The sequence below is a fragment of the Prevotella intermedia ATCC 25611 = DSM 20706 genome (genome assembly GCF_001953955.1).
In the GTDB taxonomy this organism is placed as follows: domain Bacteria; phylum Bacteroidota; class Bacteroidia; order Bacteroidales; family Bacteroidaceae; genus Prevotella; species Prevotella intermedia.
In genome coordinates this window covers 138,203-158,555 of record NZ_CP019301.1, presented here as the reverse complement: position 1 = coordinate 158,555, position 20,353 = coordinate 138,203, and the positions used below count along the sequence as shown (strand labels likewise).

The 20,353-nt window shown below is 47.3% G+C and carries 19 protein-coding genes and 3 pseudogenes; 12 read left to right on the top strand and 10 right to left on the bottom strand.

Going from position 1 to position 20,353, the window contains the following annotated elements; genetic code table 11:
* Positions 1 to 15: 15 nt before the first annotated feature.
* Complete coding sequence (locus BWX39_RS09260) at positions 16 to 1,011, bottom strand: AAA family ATPase (RefSeq protein ID WP_028906377.1); 996 nt, start codon at positions 1,009 to 1,011, stop codon at positions 16 to 18.
* A 585-nt stretch (positions 1,012 to 1,596) separates the two neighbouring features.
* A complete protein-coding gene (locus tag BWX39_RS09255; RefSeq protein ID WP_028906376.1) occupies positions 1,597 to 3,381 on the bottom strand; it encodes a DNA polymerase III subunit gamma/tau in 1,785 nt (594 codons plus the stop codon).
* Positions 3,382 to 3,599: 218 nt separating this feature from the next.
* Between BWX39_RS09255 and BWX39_RS09250 the strand changes: the two genes are divergently transcribed.
* The 7 genes and pseudogenes from BWX39_RS09250 to BWX39_RS12785 all read left to right on the top strand — a co-directional run bounded on the left by BWX39_RS09250 (position 3,600) and on the right by BWX39_RS12785 (position 9,111).
* On the top strand, positions 3,600 to 3,944 hold the full coding sequence (locus BWX39_RS09250) for an FtsB family cell division protein (RefSeq protein WP_028906375.1): 345 nt from the start codon (positions 3,600 to 3,602) through the stop codon (positions 3,942 to 3,944).
* A complete protein-coding gene (locus BWX39_RS09245) occupies positions 3,928 to 4,353 on the top strand; it encodes a hypothetical protein (protein ID WP_028906374.1) in 426 nt (141 codons plus the stop codon). The genes BWX39_RS09250 and BWX39_RS09245 overlap by 17 nt, the downstream gene beginning before the upstream one ends.
* Before the next feature lie 107 nt (positions 4,354 to 4,460).
* Entirely contained in the window at positions 4,461 to 5,321 is an 861-nt protein-coding gene (locus BWX39_RS09240; protein WP_014708408.1) for a DUF4369 domain-containing protein, read from the top strand.
* 32 nt (positions 5,322 to 5,353) lie between these two features.
* Entirely contained in the window at positions 5,354 to 6,706 is a 1,353-nt protein-coding gene (locus tag BWX39_RS09235; RefSeq protein WP_028906373.1) for a dihydroorotase, read from the top strand.
* 4 nt (positions 6,707 to 6,710) lie between these two features.
* Positions 6,711 to 7,886 carry a metallophosphoesterase gene (locus BWX39_RS09230; protein WP_028906372.1) on the top strand — a complete coding sequence of 392 codons (1,176 nt, stop codon included), beginning with the start codon at positions 6,711 to 6,713 and terminating at the stop codon, positions 7,884 to 7,886.
* A gap of 21 nt (positions 7,887 to 7,907) precedes the next feature.
* A complete protein-coding gene (locus BWX39_RS09225; protein WP_028906371.1) occupies positions 7,908 to 8,726 on the top strand; it encodes a lysophospholipid acyltransferase family protein in 819 nt (272 codons plus the stop codon).
* A 178-nt stretch (positions 8,727 to 8,904) separates the two neighbouring features.
* Positions 8,905 to 9,111: pseudogene (locus BWX39_RS12785) on the top strand (hypothetical protein).
* 100 nt (positions 9,112 to 9,211) lie between these two features.
* On the opposite strand, the pseudogene BWX39_RS09215 reads toward BWX39_RS12785, so the two are convergent.
* The 3 genes and pseudogenes from BWX39_RS09215 to BWX39_RS09205 form a co-directional block, all read right to left on the bottom strand.
* Positions 9,212 to 9,442: pseudogene (locus tag BWX39_RS09215) on the bottom strand (hypothetical protein); the annotation flags it as partial.
* Positions 9,443 to 9,597: 155 nt separating this feature from the next.
* Positions 9,598 to 10,881 (bottom strand): S41 family peptidase, encoded by a 1,284-nt coding sequence (locus tag BWX39_RS09210; protein WP_028906370.1) that lies wholly within the window; start codon positions 10,879 to 10,881, stop codon positions 9,598 to 9,600.
* Between the two features lie 722 nt (positions 10,882 to 11,603).
* Positions 11,604 to 11,972, bottom strand: coding sequence for a hypothetical protein (locus tag BWX39_RS09205; RefSeq protein ID WP_028906369.1), 369 nt, complete (start codon positions 11,970 to 11,972; stop codon positions 11,604 to 11,606).
* A 208-nt stretch (positions 11,973 to 12,180) separates the two neighbouring features.
* On the opposite strand from BWX39_RS09205, the gene BWX39_RS09200 reads away from it, so the two are divergent.
* From BWX39_RS09200 to BWX39_RS09185, 4 genes are all read left to right on the top strand, one after another.
* On the top strand, positions 12,181 to 12,696 hold the full coding sequence (locus tag BWX39_RS09200) for a HutD family protein (RefSeq protein WP_028906368.1): 516 nt from the start codon (positions 12,181 to 12,183) through the stop codon (positions 12,694 to 12,696).
* Between the two features lie 311 nt (positions 12,697 to 13,007).
* A complete protein-coding gene (locus BWX39_RS09195) occupies positions 13,008 to 13,973 on the top strand; it encodes an SPFH domain-containing protein (RefSeq protein WP_028906367.1) in 966 nt (321 codons plus the stop codon).
* A gap of 172 nt (positions 13,974 to 14,145) precedes the next feature.
* Entirely contained in the window at positions 14,146 to 14,370 is a 225-nt protein-coding gene (locus BWX39_RS09190; RefSeq protein WP_028906366.1) for a type II toxin-antitoxin system antitoxin, read from the top strand.
* A complete protein-coding gene (locus tag BWX39_RS09185) occupies positions 14,351 to 14,836 on the top strand; it encodes a hypothetical protein (RefSeq protein ID WP_036860892.1) in 486 nt (161 codons plus the stop codon). Before BWX39_RS09190 ends, BWX39_RS09185 begins: the two co-directional genes overlap by 20 nt.
* Positions 14,837 to 14,983: 147 nt before the next feature.
* On the opposite strand, the gene BWX39_RS09180 is transcribed toward BWX39_RS09185, so the two are convergent.
* The 3 genes from BWX39_RS09180 to BWX39_RS09170 all read right to left on the bottom strand — a co-directional run bounded on the left by BWX39_RS09180 (position 14,984) and on the right by BWX39_RS09170 (position 17,140).
* Positions 14,984 to 16,087 carry an Mrp/NBP35 family ATP-binding protein gene (locus BWX39_RS09180; RefSeq protein ID WP_014708395.1) on the bottom strand — a complete coding sequence of 368 codons (1,104 nt, stop codon included), beginning with the start codon at positions 16,085 to 16,087 and terminating at the stop codon, positions 14,984 to 14,986.
* Positions 16,088 to 16,306: 219 nt separating this feature from the next.
* Positions 16,307 to 16,504 carry a hypothetical protein gene (locus tag BWX39_RS12595; protein WP_076123389.1) on the bottom strand — a complete coding sequence of 66 codons (198 nt, stop codon included), beginning with the start codon at positions 16,502 to 16,504 and terminating at the stop codon, positions 16,307 to 16,309.
* Between the two features lie 150 nt (positions 16,505 to 16,654).
* Entirely contained in the window at positions 16,655 to 17,140 is a 486-nt protein-coding gene (locus BWX39_RS09170) for a ferritin (protein WP_028906364.1), read from the bottom strand.
* A 428-nt stretch (positions 17,141 to 17,568) separates the two neighbouring features.
* Here BWX39_RS09170 and BWX39_RS09165 point away from each other — a divergent pair, with 428 nt between their 5' ends.
* Positions 17,569 to 18,528, top strand: a complete 960-nt coding sequence (locus tag BWX39_RS09165; protein WP_244271538.1) for a bifunctional methionine sulfoxide reductase B/A protein — start codon at positions 17,569 to 17,571, stop codon at positions 18,526 to 18,528.
* Positions 18,529 to 18,613: 85 nt separating this feature from the next.
* On the opposite strand, the gene BWX39_RS09160 is transcribed toward BWX39_RS09165, so the two are convergent.
* Together BWX39_RS09160 and BWX39_RS09155 are read right to left on the bottom strand one after the other, a co-directional pair.
* On the bottom strand, positions 18,614 to 19,282 hold the full coding sequence (locus tag BWX39_RS09160) for a four helix bundle suffix domain-containing protein (protein ID WP_028906362.1): 669 nt from the start codon (positions 19,280 to 19,282) through the stop codon (positions 18,614 to 18,616).
* A gap of 210 nt (positions 19,283 to 19,492) precedes the next feature.
* Positions 19,493 to 20,224, bottom strand: a pseudogene (locus BWX39_RS09155) (IS982 family transposase); the annotation flags it as partial.
* Between the last annotated feature and the right edge of the window lie 129 nt (positions 20,225 to 20,353).

Sequence of the window (20,353 nt, the reverse complement as noted above, 5' to 3'; positions counted from 1 at the left end):
ATCCGTCCGTTGCGTTTAGGGAACCTGTACTTTGTTGATAATATCGCTTACGATGCCTTCGGTGTTTACGTTGCTGGCCTCAGCCTCGTAGGAAAGACCGATGCGGTGGCGCAGAACATCGTGTGCCACGGCGCGAACATCTTCTGGAACAACATATCCGCGACGCTTTATGAAGGCGTATGCACGTGCTGCCTTGGCAAGGTTGATGCTGGCACGTGGACTTCCGCCGAAGGTAATCATCTGTCGGAGGCTCGCCAAATCGTAGCGTTCGGGGTAGCGGGTAGCAAAAACGATGTCGGCAATGTATTGCTCTATCTTCTCGTCGATATACACCTCGCGCACCACGCTGCGGGCTTCGAGTATGTCGTCTGCCGATGTTACGGGGGTTACGATGGGCAGATGCTCGCTCAGGTTTTCACGAATGACACGCTTTTCTTCCTCGAGTGTTGGGTAGTTGATAACTACTTTCAGCATGAAACGGTCTACCTGTGCTTCTGGGAGCATATAGGTTCCCTCCTGCTCTATTGGGTTTTGCGTTGCCATTACCATGAAAGGCGTCGGCAGCGTGAAGGTTTCCTCGCCGATAGTTACTTGGTGTTCCTGCATCGCTTCGAGCAACGCACTCTGAACCTTCGCCGGCGCACGGTTTATTTCGTCGGCCAAGACGAAGTTGGCAAACACCGGACCTTTCTTTACTTGGAACTTTTCTTCCTTTTGCGAATAGATTTGCGTACCTATGACATCGGCAGGAAGAAGGTCGGGGGTGAACTGTATGCGGCTGTACTTTGCGCTGATAAGCTGCGAAAGCGTTTTTATAGCCAGTGTCTTTGCCAGTCCCGGCACACCTTCGAGCAAGATATGTCCGTCGCTGAGCAGACCAATGAGCAGCGAGTCGATAAGATGCTGCTGCCCCACGATGACTTGATTCATTCCTGTAACAAGATTTGTTACGAATGCACTCTTCTGTTCTATCCTTATGTTTAGTTCGCGAATGTCTATAGCTTCTGCCATAATTCTGGATTTTGTACTACTTTCTTTTAATATTCACGCAAAAGTAACACTTTAAAAGCGTAAATATGTAAGCTTTCCAACTAAATTATATTAAAAAAGATTGACAAGCGCAATAAATTAAGAAACTTTGAGGAATAAGGGGGCAGTGGTAACAATTATTACTCTATTTGCCCCATTTCCACACACCGCCAAAAGCACGAACCGACAGGCAAAAACCCTTTGCGCCACCACGAAACTTTCGCCCGTACAACTCGTTTTATGGACGAAAAGCAAGCGGCAAAAGTGTAAATATTTTTCACAAGCGTAACTGTTGCGTAATGGCTTAATTATCAACACTTTGCAAAACCTATTGTTTTGCATTCCAAAAGCGGCTGTTTTGCACGGTAAAAGCGTAGGTTTTGCGTTGCAAAACAGCCGCTTTCGCAGTGCAAAATCGAAATTAGCGTTTTTCGTTGGAATTATCTTTACAAAAGGAAGGCTGTTTTAAAGTTTTATGCTAGAGTTTCTAGAAGCTCTAGGAAAACTAGAATTTCTAGATGAACACGCTGTTAATGCAGCGTAGAAACGCTGGCTTTGCGCTGCCCTTTACGCTAAATCGAGCCCCAACTGCTCAATGAGCTTAGCGATGGAACTGTTCTGTTGCTTCATTTTCTCGAGTTCTTGGCGAGGGGTGAGAATGGGTTTTATCTCCTCTGCCTTTGCCAATCGCAACACCACGTCGATTTGTCCGTTGTGCAGACGCTGCGCCATCGTGGCACGTATGCGACCTTGAATGGCGTGCATTTCGTCGAGTAGGATTTTGTTTCCTGCCACTATTTCTATCTTTCCGTCGGGCAGAATCTGTGGCTTTATAAACTTCATACGCTGCGCCAAGCCTGCGTTCGTCTTGGCAATGCGGGTGCACATACCCTTCCATTCCACGATTAGCTCCTGTGGGGTGAAGCTTTGGTTCTCGTCCTTGTTGGTTATTTCTACCTCTTCTTCTTGCTTTTCCTCTTTCTTTCCTTCGTTCAGCAAGTTTGCAAACGACATTCCGAGACCGCCGAGCTTTACTTTCGGCATGGTGGGAACGGCGGGAGGAGTGCTCGCGGGAGGGGTTGTGGTGCTGACGGTAACGTGGGTTGCCACGCTGCTGCGCCCATCGTCGTGGGCATTATGCTTACGGCTCGCCCCAGCTACCTGCGACGCTGTTTGCGGTTGAGCCTTTACAATAAGATTTCTGAACAGGGTTTTCAGCTGCTTGGGGCTACGCCCCGAACTGGGCACATCGTCGTCTTTCTGCGTGATTTGTGCCACTTGTATGAGCGTAAGTTCCACCAAAAGTCGCTTGTTCGAGCTTTGGCGGTATTCCACATCGCAGCGGTTCATAACCTCCAGTGCCTTGTAGAGGAACTGTGTGGGGCACTTTGCCGCCTGTTCCTGATAGCGTTGGCGTTGCTGCTGGCTGGTTTCGAGCAGCGGAAGTGTCTGTGGGTCTTTCGCCATCAGCACGTTGCGCACGTGCGAAGCTAAGCCGTTCACGAGGTTGCCTGCATCGAAACCCTTGTTGATGACGTTGTTCAGGAGCACCATTATTTCGGGTACCTTGTTTTCAACCGATAGGTCTACGATGTTGAAATAGTTTTCCGTGTCCAGCACGTTAAGGTCTTCTATCACTTTCTGATAGGTTATGTTGCCCTGCGAGAAGCTCGCTGCCTGGTCGAAAATGGAGAGTGCGTCGCGCATTCCGCCGTCGGCTTTCTCGGCAATCACGTTCAATGCCTGCTCTTCGTAAGCGATTCCCTCTTTCTCTGCCACTGCTTTCAGGTGGTTGATGATGCCCGACACCGACATACGCTCGAAGTCGTAAATCTGACAACGCGAGAGTATGGTGGGCAGAATCTTGTGCTTTTCGGTCGTAGCGAGAATGAAGATGACGTGTGCGGGCGGTTCTTCCAGCGTTTTCAGAAAAGCGTTGAAAGCCGCAGTAGACAGCATGTGCACCTCGTCGATGATGAAAACCTTGTATCGTCCCACCTGTGGCGGAATGCGAGTCTGTTCCATCAGCGTCTTGATATTCTCAACAGAGTTGTTGCTTGCCGCATCAAGTTCGAAGATGTTGTAGCTTCGTCCCTCGTTGAACGACTGGCAACTCTCGCACTCGTTGCACGCTTCGCCCTGCTCGGTAGGGTGTTCGCAGTTGATGGTCTTGGCAAAAATGCGTGCGCAAGTGGTCTTTCCTACGCCACGGGGGCCGCAGAAAAGGTAAGCGTGGGCAAGTTTTCCGTTCTTCACGGCGTTCATCAACGTTGTGGTAAGAGCCTGCTGTCCCACCACGGTAGAGAACGACATGGGTCGGTATTTTCGTGCCGAAACGATATATTCGTCCATAGTTCTATTTTCTTTTGGTGTTGCAAAGATAATAAAAAGTAAGGGAATGGCAGGACAGCAAGGAAGATTTAATTGTTAATTAGCGTAAAATCTGCACACCGTTCCTGCATTTTCCAAAAGTTTTCATTACTTTTGCAGAAGATAGCCACGACGATGTCTGCACCGCTTTGCAGCGCAATGGCATTGGCGAAAGGCTACACATAGTAACAAGGAACAAAGTGAGCAAAATTACAGGACATATTTTTTCATTCCTAAGTCGCTTCAGGTATCATATCGTCATCATACTTGGTGTGCTCATCGTGGGCGTTCTCGACGAGAACAGCTTCCGCCGTCGCGTGGAATGCTATTATCAGATAAAAGACCTCAACACCGAGATTGACAAATACGAGAAGATGTATCAGCACGATACGGAAAGGCTGCGGGAACTGAAAAAAAGTCCTCGCGCCATCGCAAAGATAGCCCGCGAACGATACTTCATGAAGGCGGACGACGAAGATATATTCGTATTGAGCGACGACGAGCAACCCTTAAAGGGCAAAAACCAATATGAGACAACTGAATAAAACGGAAAGCATCATCTACGCCATCGGCGGTTTGCTGATGGCAGTGGGCACTGGTCTTTACGCTTTCTTTATCATACAAGACGTGGCTTGCATAATAATGCTGATAGGCGCAATATGCTTTGCCACCATGCAGATGCGCCAACAATACCTCGGAACAAACCTTACCATACGCCGCCTGCGCAAGATTATGGTGCTGGCAGACATAGGTTTCATTCTTGCAGGCTTGTTCATGGTGGAAGACAGCTACGGTTTCGTAAAGCAATATCTTGCCAATTCCATTGGCGGATATACCACCTACGTGAACATTTTCTATCATAATTGGGTCGTAATCCTGCTCATTGCAACCGCACTCGAGATTTATACCATACACAGAATAGACTATCTGATAGGGAAAGAGAAACAATCATAAACTTGAAAAAAGCCTAAAAACACCGTGAATAAATTAAATTCAATGAAAAACTTTCGCTACTTCACAAATACATTGTAAATTTGTATGTCAGAATAAGAACGCATTCTATGAAGAAAATACTATACGCTTTCATTGTCTTAATGACATTCACGTCGTGCGCCAAGTCATATTATATACAGGGTTCGTCAAACATTTCCAACCTCGACGGACGGAAACTGTACCTGAAAGGAGGCTCTGCCGACACGCTGATAACCATCGATTCGTGCGATGTCGTACACGGAGAGTTCGCTTTCAGAGGCACACTCGACTCCGTACAGATAGTGCAAGTGTATATGGACGATATGAATTTGCAGTTTCCCCTCGTACTCGAGGAAGGCAATATACACCTGAAACTCGACAATACACAGCTGAATGTGAGCGGCACACCGCTGAACGACAAGCTCAATACCTTCTGGAAGAAGTTCACACAGCTGCGCAATCAGTATGTTGAAATAGACCACGAGGAAGGCGCAGCCATTATGAACGGACACGACGAGCAAGCTACCGACGCCCGTCTTATAAAGAAAGCATTGCAGGTATATGCCAATATCGACAAGCTTTTTACGGCTTTCGTAACCGAAAACTTCGACAATGCGCTCTCGCCGTGGGGCTTTCTCACGCGAGTGTCGTACGATATGACGCCGAATGCGTACCCTGTATGGATGAACGACTATCTTTACATGAACGCAATCAGCCAATTGCCCTCGTGGGTGGAGTTCATTATAGCGAAAGCACCCGACAGTTTCAAAGCCAACAGTGCAATAAAGGACTTCTACGAGAACTTCCAACGTGCGCAAAAGGAAATGAATGGTATGGAAATGCCTGCGCAGGAACCAATGCAGACAGGTATGGCAGAAACGCCCAACAGCGACATTGTGCCGCCGACACCAGCCGAAATGGCAGGCGACACACTGACGGCAAGACAATAAAAACTACACATTATATATAGACACGACACACGATGAGGAAACTCATTCACGGCGGAACGATTGTCAATGAAGGACAAAGTTTCAATGGCGCAATCGTCATTGAAGACAATCGGATTGCCAATATCATACCCGAAAACGAAGCACCCCGTAGCAATTTCGATGAAATCATCGATGCTACGGGGTGCTTTGTTATTCCCGGAGTTATAGATACGCACGTCCATTTCCGCGAACCGGGAATGGAAGACAAGGCGAACATAGAGAGCGAAAGCCGTGCGGCAGCCTACGGAGGAGTTACTTCGTTCTGCGAAATGCCCAACACAAACCCGCAGACCACGACGATTGACGCACTGAACGACAAGTTCGAGCGTGCCAAACGTAGCAGCCACATCAACTATTCGTTCTTTTTCGGTGCCACAAACACCAACAGCGACACCATAAAGCAGCTCGACAAGCACCTTGTACCAGCCGTAAAACTCTTTATGGGCGCATCTACGGGCAATATGCTGGTAGACCGACGCAACGCATTGGAGAGCATTTTTGCCACCGCAGCAGCCGAAGGGCTACCCGTAATGACGCACTGCGAGGATTCGGGCATCATCAACGAGAACATGAAAGAGGCGAAAGCACGCTACGGCGACGACCCCGACATCAGCCACCACTACAAGATTCGGAGCGAAAAAGCGTGCTGCGAAAGTTCACGATTGGCAGTGGAACTGGCACTGAAACACAAGACACGCCTGCACATTGCCCACCTTTCGACGGCTCGAGAGCTGGATTTGCTGCAGCAACCGCACGTCCGCGACTTCGTAACGATGGAGGCTGTGATAGCGCATCTCTACTTCACGAACGACGACTACACCACGAAGCGGGCACTGATAAAGTGCAATCCCTCGGTGAAAACAGCGCACGACCGTGCCGAACTGCGCCGAGCACTTGCCGACGGACGCATCACGACTGTGGCAACCGACCACGCACCCCACCTCTTATCGCAGAAACAGGGCGGCTGCGCACGTGCCACTTCGGGCATGCCGATGGTGCAATACTCGCTGCCGACGATGCTGGAACTTGTCGATAACGGCGTGCTGACCATCGAAAGGCTCGTCGAACTGATGGCGCACTCCCCTGCCCGACTCTTCCAAATCGACGAGCGGGGCTTCTTGCGCAAGGGCTATCGTGCCGACATCGCCATCGTAAAGCCCAACACGCCTTGGACTGTAACCGAAGCAAACATACAGAGCAAGTGCAAATGGAGCCCGATGCAGGGACACCAATACAGCTGGCAGGTACTGCATACGCTTTGCAACGGCGTCCATATACTCGACAACGGCAAGTTCGATGCCGACTATCGAGGCGAACAAATAACTTTCCGAAACATAAAACAGTAAATCTATGATTGCCCGAATAGCCATTCCCCTACTGCTCGTCATCGTACTTTCCGACGTTTATATAGACGCCCACTACTTCCGCAAGCGCATTCGCCTGTCGTGGCAACAGAGGCTTGCTTGGTGGATTCCCACCATCTTCCTCGTCATTTACACCTGTGTCTTGGCATCGATACGCAACTTTGCACCGAGCAATCTTACGTGGCTCAACACCTATTTGTTTCTCTTGGGCGCATTCGTAGGACCGAAAACCATCTTCGGCATCTGCTCGCTCATAGGCTGGATAGTGCGCAAAACCATCATTCGCACGCGCCGAAACTATGGTCATTACGTAGGTGTGGCAGTCGGCAGCGTAGCTCTTTCAGCCTATATGTTCGGACTCACCTACGGCTTTTCGCAGATTAGGGTGCGCCACGAAACACTAACGGTGCCCAATCTGCCCAAAAGCTTCGACGGATACCGCATCATTCACGTGTCCGACCTCCACGTCGGCTCGTTCAAAGGGTGGCGAAAAGGCATTCTCGAAAACGAAATGGACAGCATAAGAAGCATAAAAGCCGACCAAATAGTGTTCACGGGCGACTTGCAGAATATGCGACCCGACGAGATTTTGCTCTTCGCGCCGCTGCTGAAGTCGTCGATGAAGGGCACCATAGCCGTGGCAGGAAACCACGACTATGCTGAATATGTGGACGTTACACCCGAAGAAGAGAAGAAGCAAGTGGCACTGTTTGCCGACATTGTGCGCAATAAATTAGGCTGGACACTGCTGAACAACAGCAACAAAATCATACGGCGAGGCAACGACAGCATCGTTATTGCAGGAGCAGAGAACGACGGCAAGCCGCCCTTCCCACAGAAAGCCGACTACAAGCAAACACTGAAGGGAGTGAAACCAAACGCATTCGTCATTATGTTGCAGCACGACCCGTCGGCATGGCGTCGCCACATACTGCCTCAAAACTTGGCACAGATAACGCTGTGCGGCCACACCCACGCCGGACAAATGGAGATATTCGGCTTCCGCCCCACACAGTTGAAAGAGAAAAACGACTACGGCGTCTACCGAAGTGGCGACCATATACTCAACGTAACCGCAGGATTGGGAGGCTTTGCACCGTTCCGACTGAATATGCCGAACGAGATTGTGGTGATTACACTCAGAGCCGCAACAACAAAATAGCCGACATAAAACCGAACTACAATGCAACAACACAACCAAACAACTACACTCGCCAAACGCAAAACACCGCTCAACGCAGTCCTCACACTGCTCTATCGGCTCTATGCGTTCTTCATTTTCCTGCCCCTCTTCCTGCTTGCATCGCTCATAACAGCCATTGTAACAGCCGTTGGGTGTAGGCTTGGCGACGGGCATTTCTGGGGTTATCACCCTGGCAAACTGTGGGGACGGTTCGTCATTCGTGCCCTCTTGCTGCCCGTAAAGGTTGAAGGACGAGAGCATCTGTGCGACAAACAAAGCTATGTGTTCGTTGCCAATCACCAAGGAGCGTTCGACATATTCCTTATTTACGGCTTTCTCGGTCGCAACTTCAAGTGGCTGATGAAGAAGGCAATACGCAAAATACCCTTCGTAGGCATAGCCTGCGAGTCCGCCCACCACATATTTGTAGACAAGTCAGGAGCGAGCAAGATAAAGCGAACCTACGACCAAGCCCGCGAAACCCTTCGCGAAGGTATGTCGGTAGTGGTATTTCCTGAAGGCGCACGCACCTTTACGGGTCATTTGGGCATATTTCGCCGTGGCGCATTCATGCTGGCAAACGAGCTGCAACTGCCCGTTTGTCCGATAACCATCAACGGCTCTTTCGACGTAATGCCACGCACCAAAGACTGGCATTTCCCTGTTTGGCACCCCCTCACCCTTACCATTCACAAACCCATAGAGCCGAAAGGAAAGGATGCGGAGTTCGAGCAGGCAACCCTGAAAAAAGCTTACGAAAGCATAAACAGCGGCTTGGAAGACCAATACAAAGGTTTTGTGGAGAACCCCGACCAATAATTTGGCAGCCCCAAAACAACACCTCAAAGCCAGCTGATAATCAGCAGAATGCTCCTATCGCTTCGCCTTACCGCATAGACGAATCCCTTTCAGCAGCTACACAACTACCCCTACATTCCTCGTTTTATAGACGGAAAGTAGGCAATAAAAGTGTAAATATTTTTCACAAGTGTATCTATTGCATAACCGCTTCATTATCAACGCATTGCAAAACCTATTGTTTTGTATTCCAAAAGCGTAGGTTTTGCACGGTAAAAGCGGCTGTTTTGCATCGCAAAACAGCCGCTTTCGCAACGCCAAATCGAAATTAGCATTTTTCAAAGAAATTATCTTTACAAAATTAAGGCTATTTCTATGCGTTGGCTTAAAGTTCTATGGATTATAGAGAAACTATAATTTCTATATGACCCTTAATTCTTTCTACTGTGTTAGCAGCGTAATGAATTGCACCCCAAACTGCATTGCGCCTTACAAATACCTATGCGCTATTGCTGGCTTTCTGCCTGTGCTTCCCACTCTTTCATTGCTTCTTTCCAGTCCGTAACTTCTCCGCTGGCAATGGCTTCTGCCTCTTGGCGTGCTTGGTCGCGCGCCTTGTCGCGTGCCCGCTTTGCTTTCATATCGGCAATGGTCTGCTCGTCGAGGATAACGATAGCACCACGACGTATTGCATCGTGCAGTTCCTCTTCGCCAAAGGCTTTGCCTACTCGCTCAAAGACAAATACGGGTTGTTGAGCAAAGCGAAAAAAAGAAGCCACGCAAATTGTCGGTTTGCGTGGCTTTTGCTATTATTCTGTATGATAATTTCTGCACTTTCGTTATTCTATCTATCCTTTTATCGGAATAAATATCAAAAGTCCGATTTAGTTCGTCATCGAGCAAAGTGCCGTGAATATTTCTCTGTCAGTTCCAGTGCATAAGATAGTTGGGTATCCTTCCCCAATAAGAAATCATTGACCCGCATCGGTACAAGATAATCGGGAACTACCCCTTTGCCTTCTAAAGGGAAGCCCTTGGGGGAAGTAGTGAAACTATGACCCACAGGAATCCGATAGAATATTCCATGCGAGGTTTTAAATAAGCATGGGTTTCCACCTGTATCGCCTGCTGAAGGTGTACCAACCAATACAGCATCACCGCTCTCCTTCATTGTAATGAGAAAACTCTCAGCCGAAGAGCAGGTGTAAGTACCCATCAGGATAATTACCTTGCCCTGATAACGGTTAGGAGAAGGCGACATTGAAGAACCATTCCAGATTACCTGTTCACTTGTTATCAGGTACTGCGCAATACTGTCTCCTATCCTACTGTTTCCTCCACCATTATTACGCATATCAACTATCAGGAATGGTAGCTTGCTTAGTTGTTTCAAAGCTTCATAAAACTTCGTATCAGCACCATCTTCCATACTTCTCACATCAATATATCCAACCTTTGAAGATAAGCTTTTCCATGTTACGCTTTGTCCCCCTGTCTTTGTGGGGAAATATTCAGATTGCAAACGAACTGTGAGCGTTAGTGGTTTGCCATGCCGAATAATACCAAGCGTCTTTATAGAGTCTGTATAACTACAGAGTATATCCATTGCCGACCGTAGGTAACGGTAGGCATCGGTAGAGGCAGAGATATACTTGGCATTGCGCATCACCCATTTTCTTGTTGGTACACCATCTACTGAAACAATCTCGTCTTTATCCTGCAATCCAGCCTTGACTGCAAAGTCCAATGGGTTATCAATAAATACACGATTCTCAACGACTGCGATATTCTGTCCTTGTATAAACCAAGGAAACTGTATGCAGTAATTATCAGCATGAGCGCATTTCAAATTGCTGAAGAATTCCATTATCAGCAATGAATAAGCCACCTTCGACTGCATAGTATCAATGCGCTGAAGGTATGTGTCGTGAATCGAATCGAAGTTTATATGTTTCTTATCTGTATATGGGTACCTATCCTTGACCAGTTCGAATATCTCTTCGAAATCATTTCTGAAATCTTTTGGCTCGACTGGTATCTTATCTGTATCATACTGTTGAATCTCCTCCAACTCAGCATGTCCACGGATTGGATACCACTTAATCAGAACATAAGCTGCAAACACAGCAACCATCAGTCCTAAAACAACGATGATAAATATAAAAAACTTCTTCATAGCATTTCAAGTATTATTAAATTGTCGCCACAAAGTTACAAAATCTTTTTGTATCACGCATAGATAACAAAAGTATTTAGTAAGGTTAATGAAAGTATTTGGTGGCTTTCACTATGAGTATATAGCCATAGACAAAGAATTTATCAAGTTCCGTTTCTTTGGCTATCTTATTGATTACTGACCTTAACTCTTATTTGTTACCAGATAGAGTTATTCTATTTTCGAGCAAAACTCTCAGCAACACATAATAACCTTAATGAAAATGCACAGTATCTCGTCCGCCCACAAGTTGTTGAGAACTTCGCTCGAAAAATATCGCCCCCTCTTTATTACAGAAGTCCGCACCTTCTCTCCTTCCTCCATACCAACGATAAGCAGGTTACAAATGTGTAAATATTTTTCACAAGCATAACTATCGTATAACCACCTCGTTATCAACGCATTGCAAAACCTATTGTTTTGCAATCCAAAAGCGTAGGTTTTGCACGGTAAAAGCGGCTGTTTTGCGATGCAAAACAGCCGCTTTCGCAATGCCAAATCAAAATTAGCGTTTTCCTTATAAATTATCTTTACAAAATCAAAGTTGTTTCTATGCGTTGGCTTAAAGTTCTAGGTATTCTAGGAAAACTACAATTTCTATATGACACTTTATTTTTTCTACTGTGTTAGCAGCGTAATAAATTGCACCCCAACCAACATTGCGTCTTACAAATACCTATGCGCTATTGCTGGTTTTCCGTCTGTGCTTCCCACTCTTTCATTGCTTCTTTCCAGTCCGTAACCTCTCCGCTGGCAATGGCTTCTGCCTCTTGGCGTGCTTGGTCGCGCGCCTTGTCGCGTGCTCGCTTTGCTTTCATATCGGCAATGGTCTGCTCGTCGAGTATAACGATAGCACCACGGCGTATCGTATCGTGCAGTTCTTTCTCTCCAAAGGCTTTGCCCGGTTGGTTGAAATCGGAGATGTTGAACTCGTAATCCACACGCAAGTCGTGGCGCACGAGCTTCTGTTGGTAGCGGTTGCCCGCATTTTTAAGTCGCAAGAGCTTTGCTATTTCCTTTATTTCGCTTTCCGAAAACTTGTTTCTTCCCATCGGTTACTGTTTGAATAATACTTATTGGTGTTTGCGTTTCTACTGCAAATATACCACTTTTCGTTCACAACACCAAATATCCAGTGCAGTTTCACCTTCCCCAACGCAGCAATTATCCGCACGAAAACAAGGGGTTTTCGGAATTAAATTCATATATTTGCAGTGTTGAAACAACTACGATAAATAAACAAAAAATGCTTCGGAAAACATGGAAATAACAACCCAAGAACAGTACCAGACCACAATGTGGAAGGGCGGAACTACACGACAGATATTCATCAGCCCCGCTGACGGCGACTTGGCGGCACGCCGCTTCGACTTGCGCATATCGTCTGCCATCATCGAACTGACGGAAAGCGACTTCTCCGACTTCACGGGCTTCACACGCTACATACTCCCCTTGGAGGGCGAAATAACGTTGTTGAAAGACGGACGCCGCATACTGCTGTCGCACAACGAATTATACAGGTTTGAAGGCAACGAGGTTGTAAGCTCTGAAAACACAAAGGGGGCTATCGACTTCAACATTATCGTGCGGCACGGCATAGACGTTGAAGTGGGCATCGTGCAGGACGAATGCTTCAGCGACAGCCGAAAAACGGTGGTATTTGCCCTCGAAGACATCTTCGTAGACGGCGAACGCATCGGCAAACACGACACTGCCACCCTCGCAAAACCATTCTGCTTGAAGGGCAAAGCCGCTATCGCAAGATTCTCCGAATAGGCTTCTGTGCAGCAACGAACAGACTTTCGAACGGTTTTGCGCAGACTTCCACACGGTCTTGCGTAAGTTTTTATGTTGTGCAACGGCTTCTGCACTTTCAGTGTAATGCCTTTGCAACAACGATGCAACGCCTTTGCAGCGTCAGTGCAGTATGGTCTGCACCAATGCTGCAAGGGCGTTCCGCTGTCTGATAGTATCGTTAATGTATCTTAATTATTGCAGAAACATTTGGCAAATTCAAAATTAAAAGCATATCTTTGCGATATCAAAATGATATTACTTTTAAGATAACATTCAAAAACAATAGAACTATGGAAAAGAAAGAATTTGCATTTAAAGGAAGTGTAATAAACGGTTTTGTTATGCTCGTACTCGTTCTTGCAGCCTTTATAGGTGGTGTGGCAAGTGCGATTTATGGTTTTATATTGCTGGACGACGACCAAAACGGCGGAATCTGGCTTGCTCTTGCTGCGGTGCTGCTGCTGAGTTTCCTCTTTTGTGCCTGCGGTTTCGTGAAGATAGAACCCAACGAGGCGCGCGTTATGATGTTCTTCGGACAATACAAGGGAACCTTCACCGAGGTGGGTTTCCACTGGGTAAACCCTTTCATCAACACCAAAAAGCTGTCGTTCCGTGCACGCAACATCGACGCTGAGCCTATCAAAGTGAACGATAAGACGGGCAACCCCGTTATGATTGGTATGATGTTGGTGTGGCGACTCAAAGATACGTACAAGGCAATCTTTGAGATTGACTCTGAGACAATGGCTGGTTCAAGCGAAGAGATAAGCACAAAAGCAGCTGTAGGCAACATTATGGAGGCGTTCGAACGCTTCGTGCGCATACAGGGCGATGCTGCCTTGCGCCACGTGGCAGGTCAATACGCCTACGACAACCTCGACGACGACGGCGAGGCACAAACCCTCCGAGACAACAGCGAAGAGATAAACAAACTGTTGGAGCAGACTCTCGACGAGCGTTTAGAGATGGCTGGCATCGAGATTATAGAGGCTCGCATCAACTATCTTGCGTACGCTCCAGAGATTGCCGCCGTTATGTTGCGCCGCCAACAGGCAAGTGCTATCATCTCTGCACGCGAGAAAATCGTAGAAGGAGCAGTGTCAATGGTGGATATGGCACTGAAAAAGCTCGACAAGGAAAACATTGTAGAGCTTGACGAGGACAAGAAAGCAGCCATGGTGAGCAACCTTATGGTGGTGTTGTGCAGCGAAAGCGCAACCCAACCTGTTGTAAATTCGGGCACGCTGAATATGTAAAAACAAACTCGTTGGGGCACCTCCGCCCCAACGATACGTTCAGTATACAAGGCGTTTTCATCAAGCCAAACGAGCAATACGCAACTTCCTTGAGCATTGCCACGGCAAGAAAACGACGCTTTGACGAACAGAAAAAGAACCAATGGCTTTGTAGCCGTAAGCGAAAAAGTACATGGCAAAGAAAGACAACAACACCAAAAGCTTCATTCTTCGGGTCGATGCGGACACGATGAGTGCCATAGAGAAGTGGGCAGCCGACGAGTTTCGGTCTACCAACGGACAGCTGCAGTGGATTATAACCGAAGCACTGCGCAAGGCACGCCGCCTTCCGAAGCAGAAAACGAAGGGTGAAGCTACAATAAAAACAAACAATAAAGATGGCAACAACACCGATTGAAAAACTCCGACTACGCCGTACGCAGCAATCTACTATCTACGAAGCCGTGTCGGCAGCTATCCTCCTCGTTATGTGGATAATAGGCATTGTGGCTATTGCAAGGCACAAAGCCGAAACCGATATACTCATAGCACTAACCACTATCAGTATTGCCGCTGTGCTATTGCACCTCGCTTCCTATCGCCCCACGCAGCGTTGGGTACGCAACGACTTTGAAATAAAGACTGTACGTCAAGCCGTTGTGGCAAGCAAATTCTACCGCATCTTCGCCATAGAGGTTGCCACAATTGGCTTGTTCATTGCCATCAACGGTTTAATACACTTCAAAGACAAGGTACCCGAGGTAATAAAGGGCGGTACTGTCGTTTCCATCGTATTCGTAACGCACATCGCTGCACACAGAAAACTAAAGAAGGTGCGCGAAGCAGAGAAGTTGGAACAACAGCAGAAAAACACAAAGGCATAACTCGCCATACTCCGTTTATCTGTCTGATGTTCAACACCATATAACGTAAAATGCGAAGAAGGCGATGAACAACGCCTTTACAAGCAGAAAAAAGAATGGGAAGCCCAACACGGCTTCCCATTTTTTGTTATTGTTTCGTTATCTTTTTTACTGCTGCGACACCTTCACTATCTTCGTAGGGTCTTGCTCCTTGTTGCGTCGGTTCACCACCGTAACCACAGCTTGTGCAAGGTTTATGAATGCCTGACCCGTTACGCTGTCGATGTCTACTGCCGATGGCTCGCCCTTGTCGCCGTTCTCGCAGATGCTCTGTACCAACGGAATCTGTGCCAAAAGCGGACAGTTCATTTCCTTGGCGAGGTTCTTTGCACCGTCTTTGCCGAAGATGTAATACTTGTTGTTGGGCAGTTCGGCAGGCGTGAAGTACGCCATATTCTCCACCAAACCAAGAATTGGCACATTCACCTTTTCGTTTCGGTACATATCTATGCCCTTACGCGCATCGGCAAGTGCCACGTTTTGCGGGGTAGAAACGATGACTGCGCCCGTGATAGCCAAAGTTTGGAGAAGCGTGAGGTGAATGTCGCTCGTGCCCGGAGGCGTATCGAGAATGAAATAGTCCAACTCGCCCCAGTCGGCATCGGCAATCAGCTGCTTCAAAGCGTTGCAAGCCATACTGCCACGCCACAGCGTTGCGGTGTCGGGGTTTACGAAAAAGCCGATGGAAAGCAACTTCACGCCATACTTTTCGATGGGTTCGATGAGTTGCCTGCCGTCTTTCTCTACGGCGAAAGGGCGTTCCTGTTCTACGCCAAACATCTTCGGCATACTGGGACCGAACACGTCGGTGTCCAACAAGCCCACCTTGTAGCCCAAGCGAGCCAAGGCAATGGCGAGATTGGCAGATACGGTGCTCTTGCCCACGCCGCCTTTTCCCGAACTGACGGCGATTACATTCTTCACCTGCGGCAGCATTTTGCCCACCTCAGGGCGTGGCGCAGACTTGAATTCGGTGTTTATTTCTACTTCCACATCTTTGCCCACCGAGTAGTGTATCTGCGCTTCGGCAGCCTTGATGGTAGACTTCATAAAGGGGTCAGTCTCGCGTGGAAACACCAAAGTGAAGCTCACTTTGTTTCCATCGATGCGTATATCGTCGGCAAGCATTTCGCTTTCTATGAGGTTTTTCTTTGTTCCGGGGTACATTACCTGCTCCAATGCGTCGGTAATGAGTTTTGGATATAGTGCCATATTTACCTTGTTTATATTGTATAGTGCTTGCAAAGTTACTGAAAAAACTCGAAGTTGCAAAGGAATAACGTAGCCGATATTTTCGGGGAGTGGTTTTTCAGTGCGCCGTTGATACCCACGCAACAAGACGATTGGGTGTATAGAGGCGTGAAGTATCACGCTGCTGGCACAGCTGAAAAAATAAAGTTTCATATAGAAATTCTAGTTTCCCTAAAATACCTAGAACTTTAAACCAACAAATAGAAACAGCCTTAATTTTGTAAAGATAATTTCTTTGAAAAACGCTAATTTCGATTTGGCATTGCGAAAGCGGCTCTTTTGCGCTGCAAAACCTACGCTTTTACCGTGCAAAACAGCCGCTTTTGGAACGCAAAACAATAGGTTTTGCAAAGCATTGATAACAAGATAGTTACACAACAGCTACGCTTGCGAAAAATATTTACAGCTTTACGGCTTTCCTTTCGTTCCTAAAGAAGACTGTTCCATTAAGTTTCTGCAGTGCCAAAAAAGGGGACTACCCTTGCGGACAGTCCCCTAAAAACAAAAAATTGCTTATGATTGCCTTGCCTATTCGCGCTCGCCAACCTTGCGGTCGATGTGTGCGAGTGTGTGCATTGGCATTTGCTTGAAGAGCAAGAGAATGTCTCGTACGTTCTTCTCTTCCTCTACCTGTTCGTCGATATACTTCGCTACGAAGTTCTGCGATGCACGGTCTTTCTCCTCGTCAGCAACATCTGCCAACTTGTTGATAAGGTCGGTAACGTGCTGTTCGTGCTTCAACACAGCCTCGAACACCTCCTTGGCATCTTTCCAATCGTTCTTTACAGCAGGAATTGCACTCATTGTAGGCACACCGCCACGAGTTACCAGATAGTTTGCCATATCGAGTGCGTGCTCTCTTTCTTCGTCTGCCTGCTTGAACAACCAGTTTGCAAAACCGTTCCAGCCCTCTTTCTTGAACCAAAAAGCCATACCTAAATAGAGATTAGACGACCAAAGTTCGGCTTCAATCTGCTTGTTGAATGCATCTTGCATTGTTTTGTTAATGTCCATAATTACAAATCTTGTTTACTATTGCCGACGTTATTGTCGGATTTTCATATTGCAAATATAGTTATTTATTGCGAACACGCCAAACAATAAATAGAATTTTTACAACTTTTTCTGTCTAGCCCACTGTTTCCTTTACAATTCTTTTTGTTAAATAAAATAAAGAAGTAACGGCAGAACGAATGTTTTTTGCTACTTTAGCAAAGTAAAACAATAAAACTAATAGAATTATGATGAAGAAACATCTTAACACAACCACTGCATTTTCGCCATTCATCAGTTCGTTAATGGCGTACCGAAAGATAACAGGAACATTCCGTCTGCTGCTGCCTCTACTGGCTTTGCTCTTCACTGCCGTAGGCGCATCGTGCAGCAATAACACCAAGTCGGCCACCCAAGAAAGTGGCGACTCTATCATCAATAAAAGCAATATGACAACAAGAACATTCACACGACCCGACGACGCAACGCTGCGCCGCCAACTCACAGCCGAACAGTATGCCGTTACACAGCAAGCGGCTACGGAGCGACCGTTTACCAACCAGTACGACAACGAGTTTCGCCCAGGCATCTATGTAGACATTACCACGGGCGAGCCGCTATTCTCGTCTACCGACAAATACGACTCTGGCTGCGGCTGGCCTGCATTCTCGAAGCCTATCGACAAACGTCTCGTGGTAGAGAAAGCCGACAATTCGCACGGTATGCAGCGCACCGAAGTGAAGAGCCGAACGGGCAATGCCCACCTCGGACACGTGTTCAATGACGGTCCTTCCGACAAGGGCGGACTGCGCTACTGCATCAACAGTGCGTCGCTGCGTTTCGTTCCGCTTGCCGAAATGGAAAAGGAAGGCTACGGAGAGTACACCAAATTGTTGCGCCGAGAGAAGGAAATATACGTGGCTGGCGGCTGTTTCTGGGGCACAGAACACTACATAAAGCAGGTGAAGGGCGTGCTGTCTACCGAAGTGGGCTATGCCAACGGCAACACAAAGAACCCCACCTACAAGGAAGTATGCACCGATGCCACAGGCTTTGCCGAAGCCGTACACATAAAGTACGACCCCGACGTGGTTTCGTTAGACTTCCTTGTGAAGCTCTACTTCGTGTCTATCGACCCTACAAGCCACAATCAGCAGGGCAACGACCGCGGCTCGCAATATCGCACAGGGGTCTACTACACCGACCCTGCCGACCGTGCTATCATTAAAAAGGTGTTCGATGCAGAAGAGCGCAAGCACTCTGTGCCCCTCGAAGTGGAACTCCTTCCGCTCAAGAACTTCTACCCTGCCGAGGAATACCACCAAGACTATCTTGAGAAAAATCCCACAGGGTATTGCCACCTACCCTCTTCGCTCTTTGAATATGCAAGGAAGGCGAAGCAGCGGTAAATGCTTTAAAGCTTTTAGAATTCCTAGTCTTTCTAGGAGTTCTAAAGCCTCTATAAACCCCTATCAGCCCTAAAGCAACCTACCCCTACCGCTTCGCCAACTCTGCCTTCAGTTTTTCCACCTCTGCTTTCAGCTGCACATTCTCGGCTTGCAGCCTTTTCAGCAGTTCCTCTTGCGCTTTCCTATACCCCGTGCGGGCAGCATACATACGCTCCTTAATGCCTCCCTGCTCCACAAACTGCTTTTCTAAACGAGCAAGATAGCTGCACATCATCTTGTCTGTTATGTGGCAGAGCGTAAGCAACGTATTGCAAAACTCCTCGGCTGTCCACTTATTGGCGTACAACAGATAATCTCCCGCCTTGTTGTGCCGCTTGCAGAAATCGAGCATAGCATTGTAGCGCGAATGCTCAGGCGTCCATCGTGTAAGACAACGCGTGTGCAGATAGTCGTCATAGTCTTCGCGCAACTCCTGCAGCGAACTGCGAGCCACGTTGAGCAGCTTGAGCTCCATCTCTGTCGAAGTGCTGCCGTCTTCTATTCCTTCTACAATGTTTTGCTTGCCCGAACGTGCGGCCTGCACCATTTGGTCTACTGTACGGTCGCCATATTTGGGCAGAAAACGCTGACAAAATACATACGTCAGTTGGTATATGGCATCTGCCTTTTGATAGAAAAATAGTTTGTTGTAGGGCACACTCTGCCGCAAAACGCCTTTCTGTGCCCCCTGTTTATCATCTTGTTGTTCTTTCATAGTAATTGCAAAGTATGGCTTTACTTCCTTTTCAGCCCACTCCTGCAAAGATAAACATTAAAGTTTACATGGCAAAAACATAAGCGAAAAGTTTTAACAAACACCTTACTATAAGCCTTCCAATAAAGAAGAGAAAGGGGAAAAGCGTGTAAACATTTTTCACAGACGTTCCTGTTGTGTAACTCATTTAACGTGAGTTCGATATAAGCTCTATGCAATTATCCTGCTTTTATCAATTATCTCTATGTTCATTTCTGGCTTCTTTGGCAACAGATTGTATGCAATGATTCCTGCTATCAGATTTGTTGCAAAGTTATCAAAAGAGCGATGTCTGGTGTGTTCTATCTGACACACATTCTTCAGTTCATCGTTCACCGTCTCTATCACAGAACGCTTTCTGAGCAACAACTTATCATACAGGCTCATCAGGGAGTTCTTCATGTTCTTCTTTATCTTGGTCACCAAATGTATATTGTCCACAAAGAGCATCTCAAAGAGGTTCTGACTGATATACCCCCTGTCTGCGAAGAGTTTTCCAAACAACCTCTCGGTGAAGCGTTTATCCTTCAATGGTTCCCTGTCATCTACGTTTCCTGGCGTGAGCTTCCACTGGATAATCTCTCCCTTGTCATTGATGACAAGATGTAGCTTGAAGCCGTAGAACCAGCCCATGGTGCACTTTCCCTTTGCCGCCCAGCCCCTCATGGTCCTGTGCTGCCGCTCACGCTTGATGTGGCAGGAAGACAGTGGTGTGGAATCAATGATGGATATGCCTGAACACTTGCCCAGTGCACATGTCTGGAGAAACAGCAACAGGTGCAGTGCGACCTGTGCTTGACGCTCGATGAAGCGGTTGTAGGAAATCCGATGTGGGAAGTCTCCACGCATATGCTGGCAGATATAGCCTAAGTAGAAGGACTTGAGGTCTCGGAAGCGGTGAGTCTGTTTTGCATAGCAATAATGTATTTTTTCAATAAAAGTTTGTTTATTTTCAATAAAATGTTTAACTTTGCAAACATTATGTAATCAATGACTAAGGATAATATGGGTAAACCATAGTTTGAAAGAATT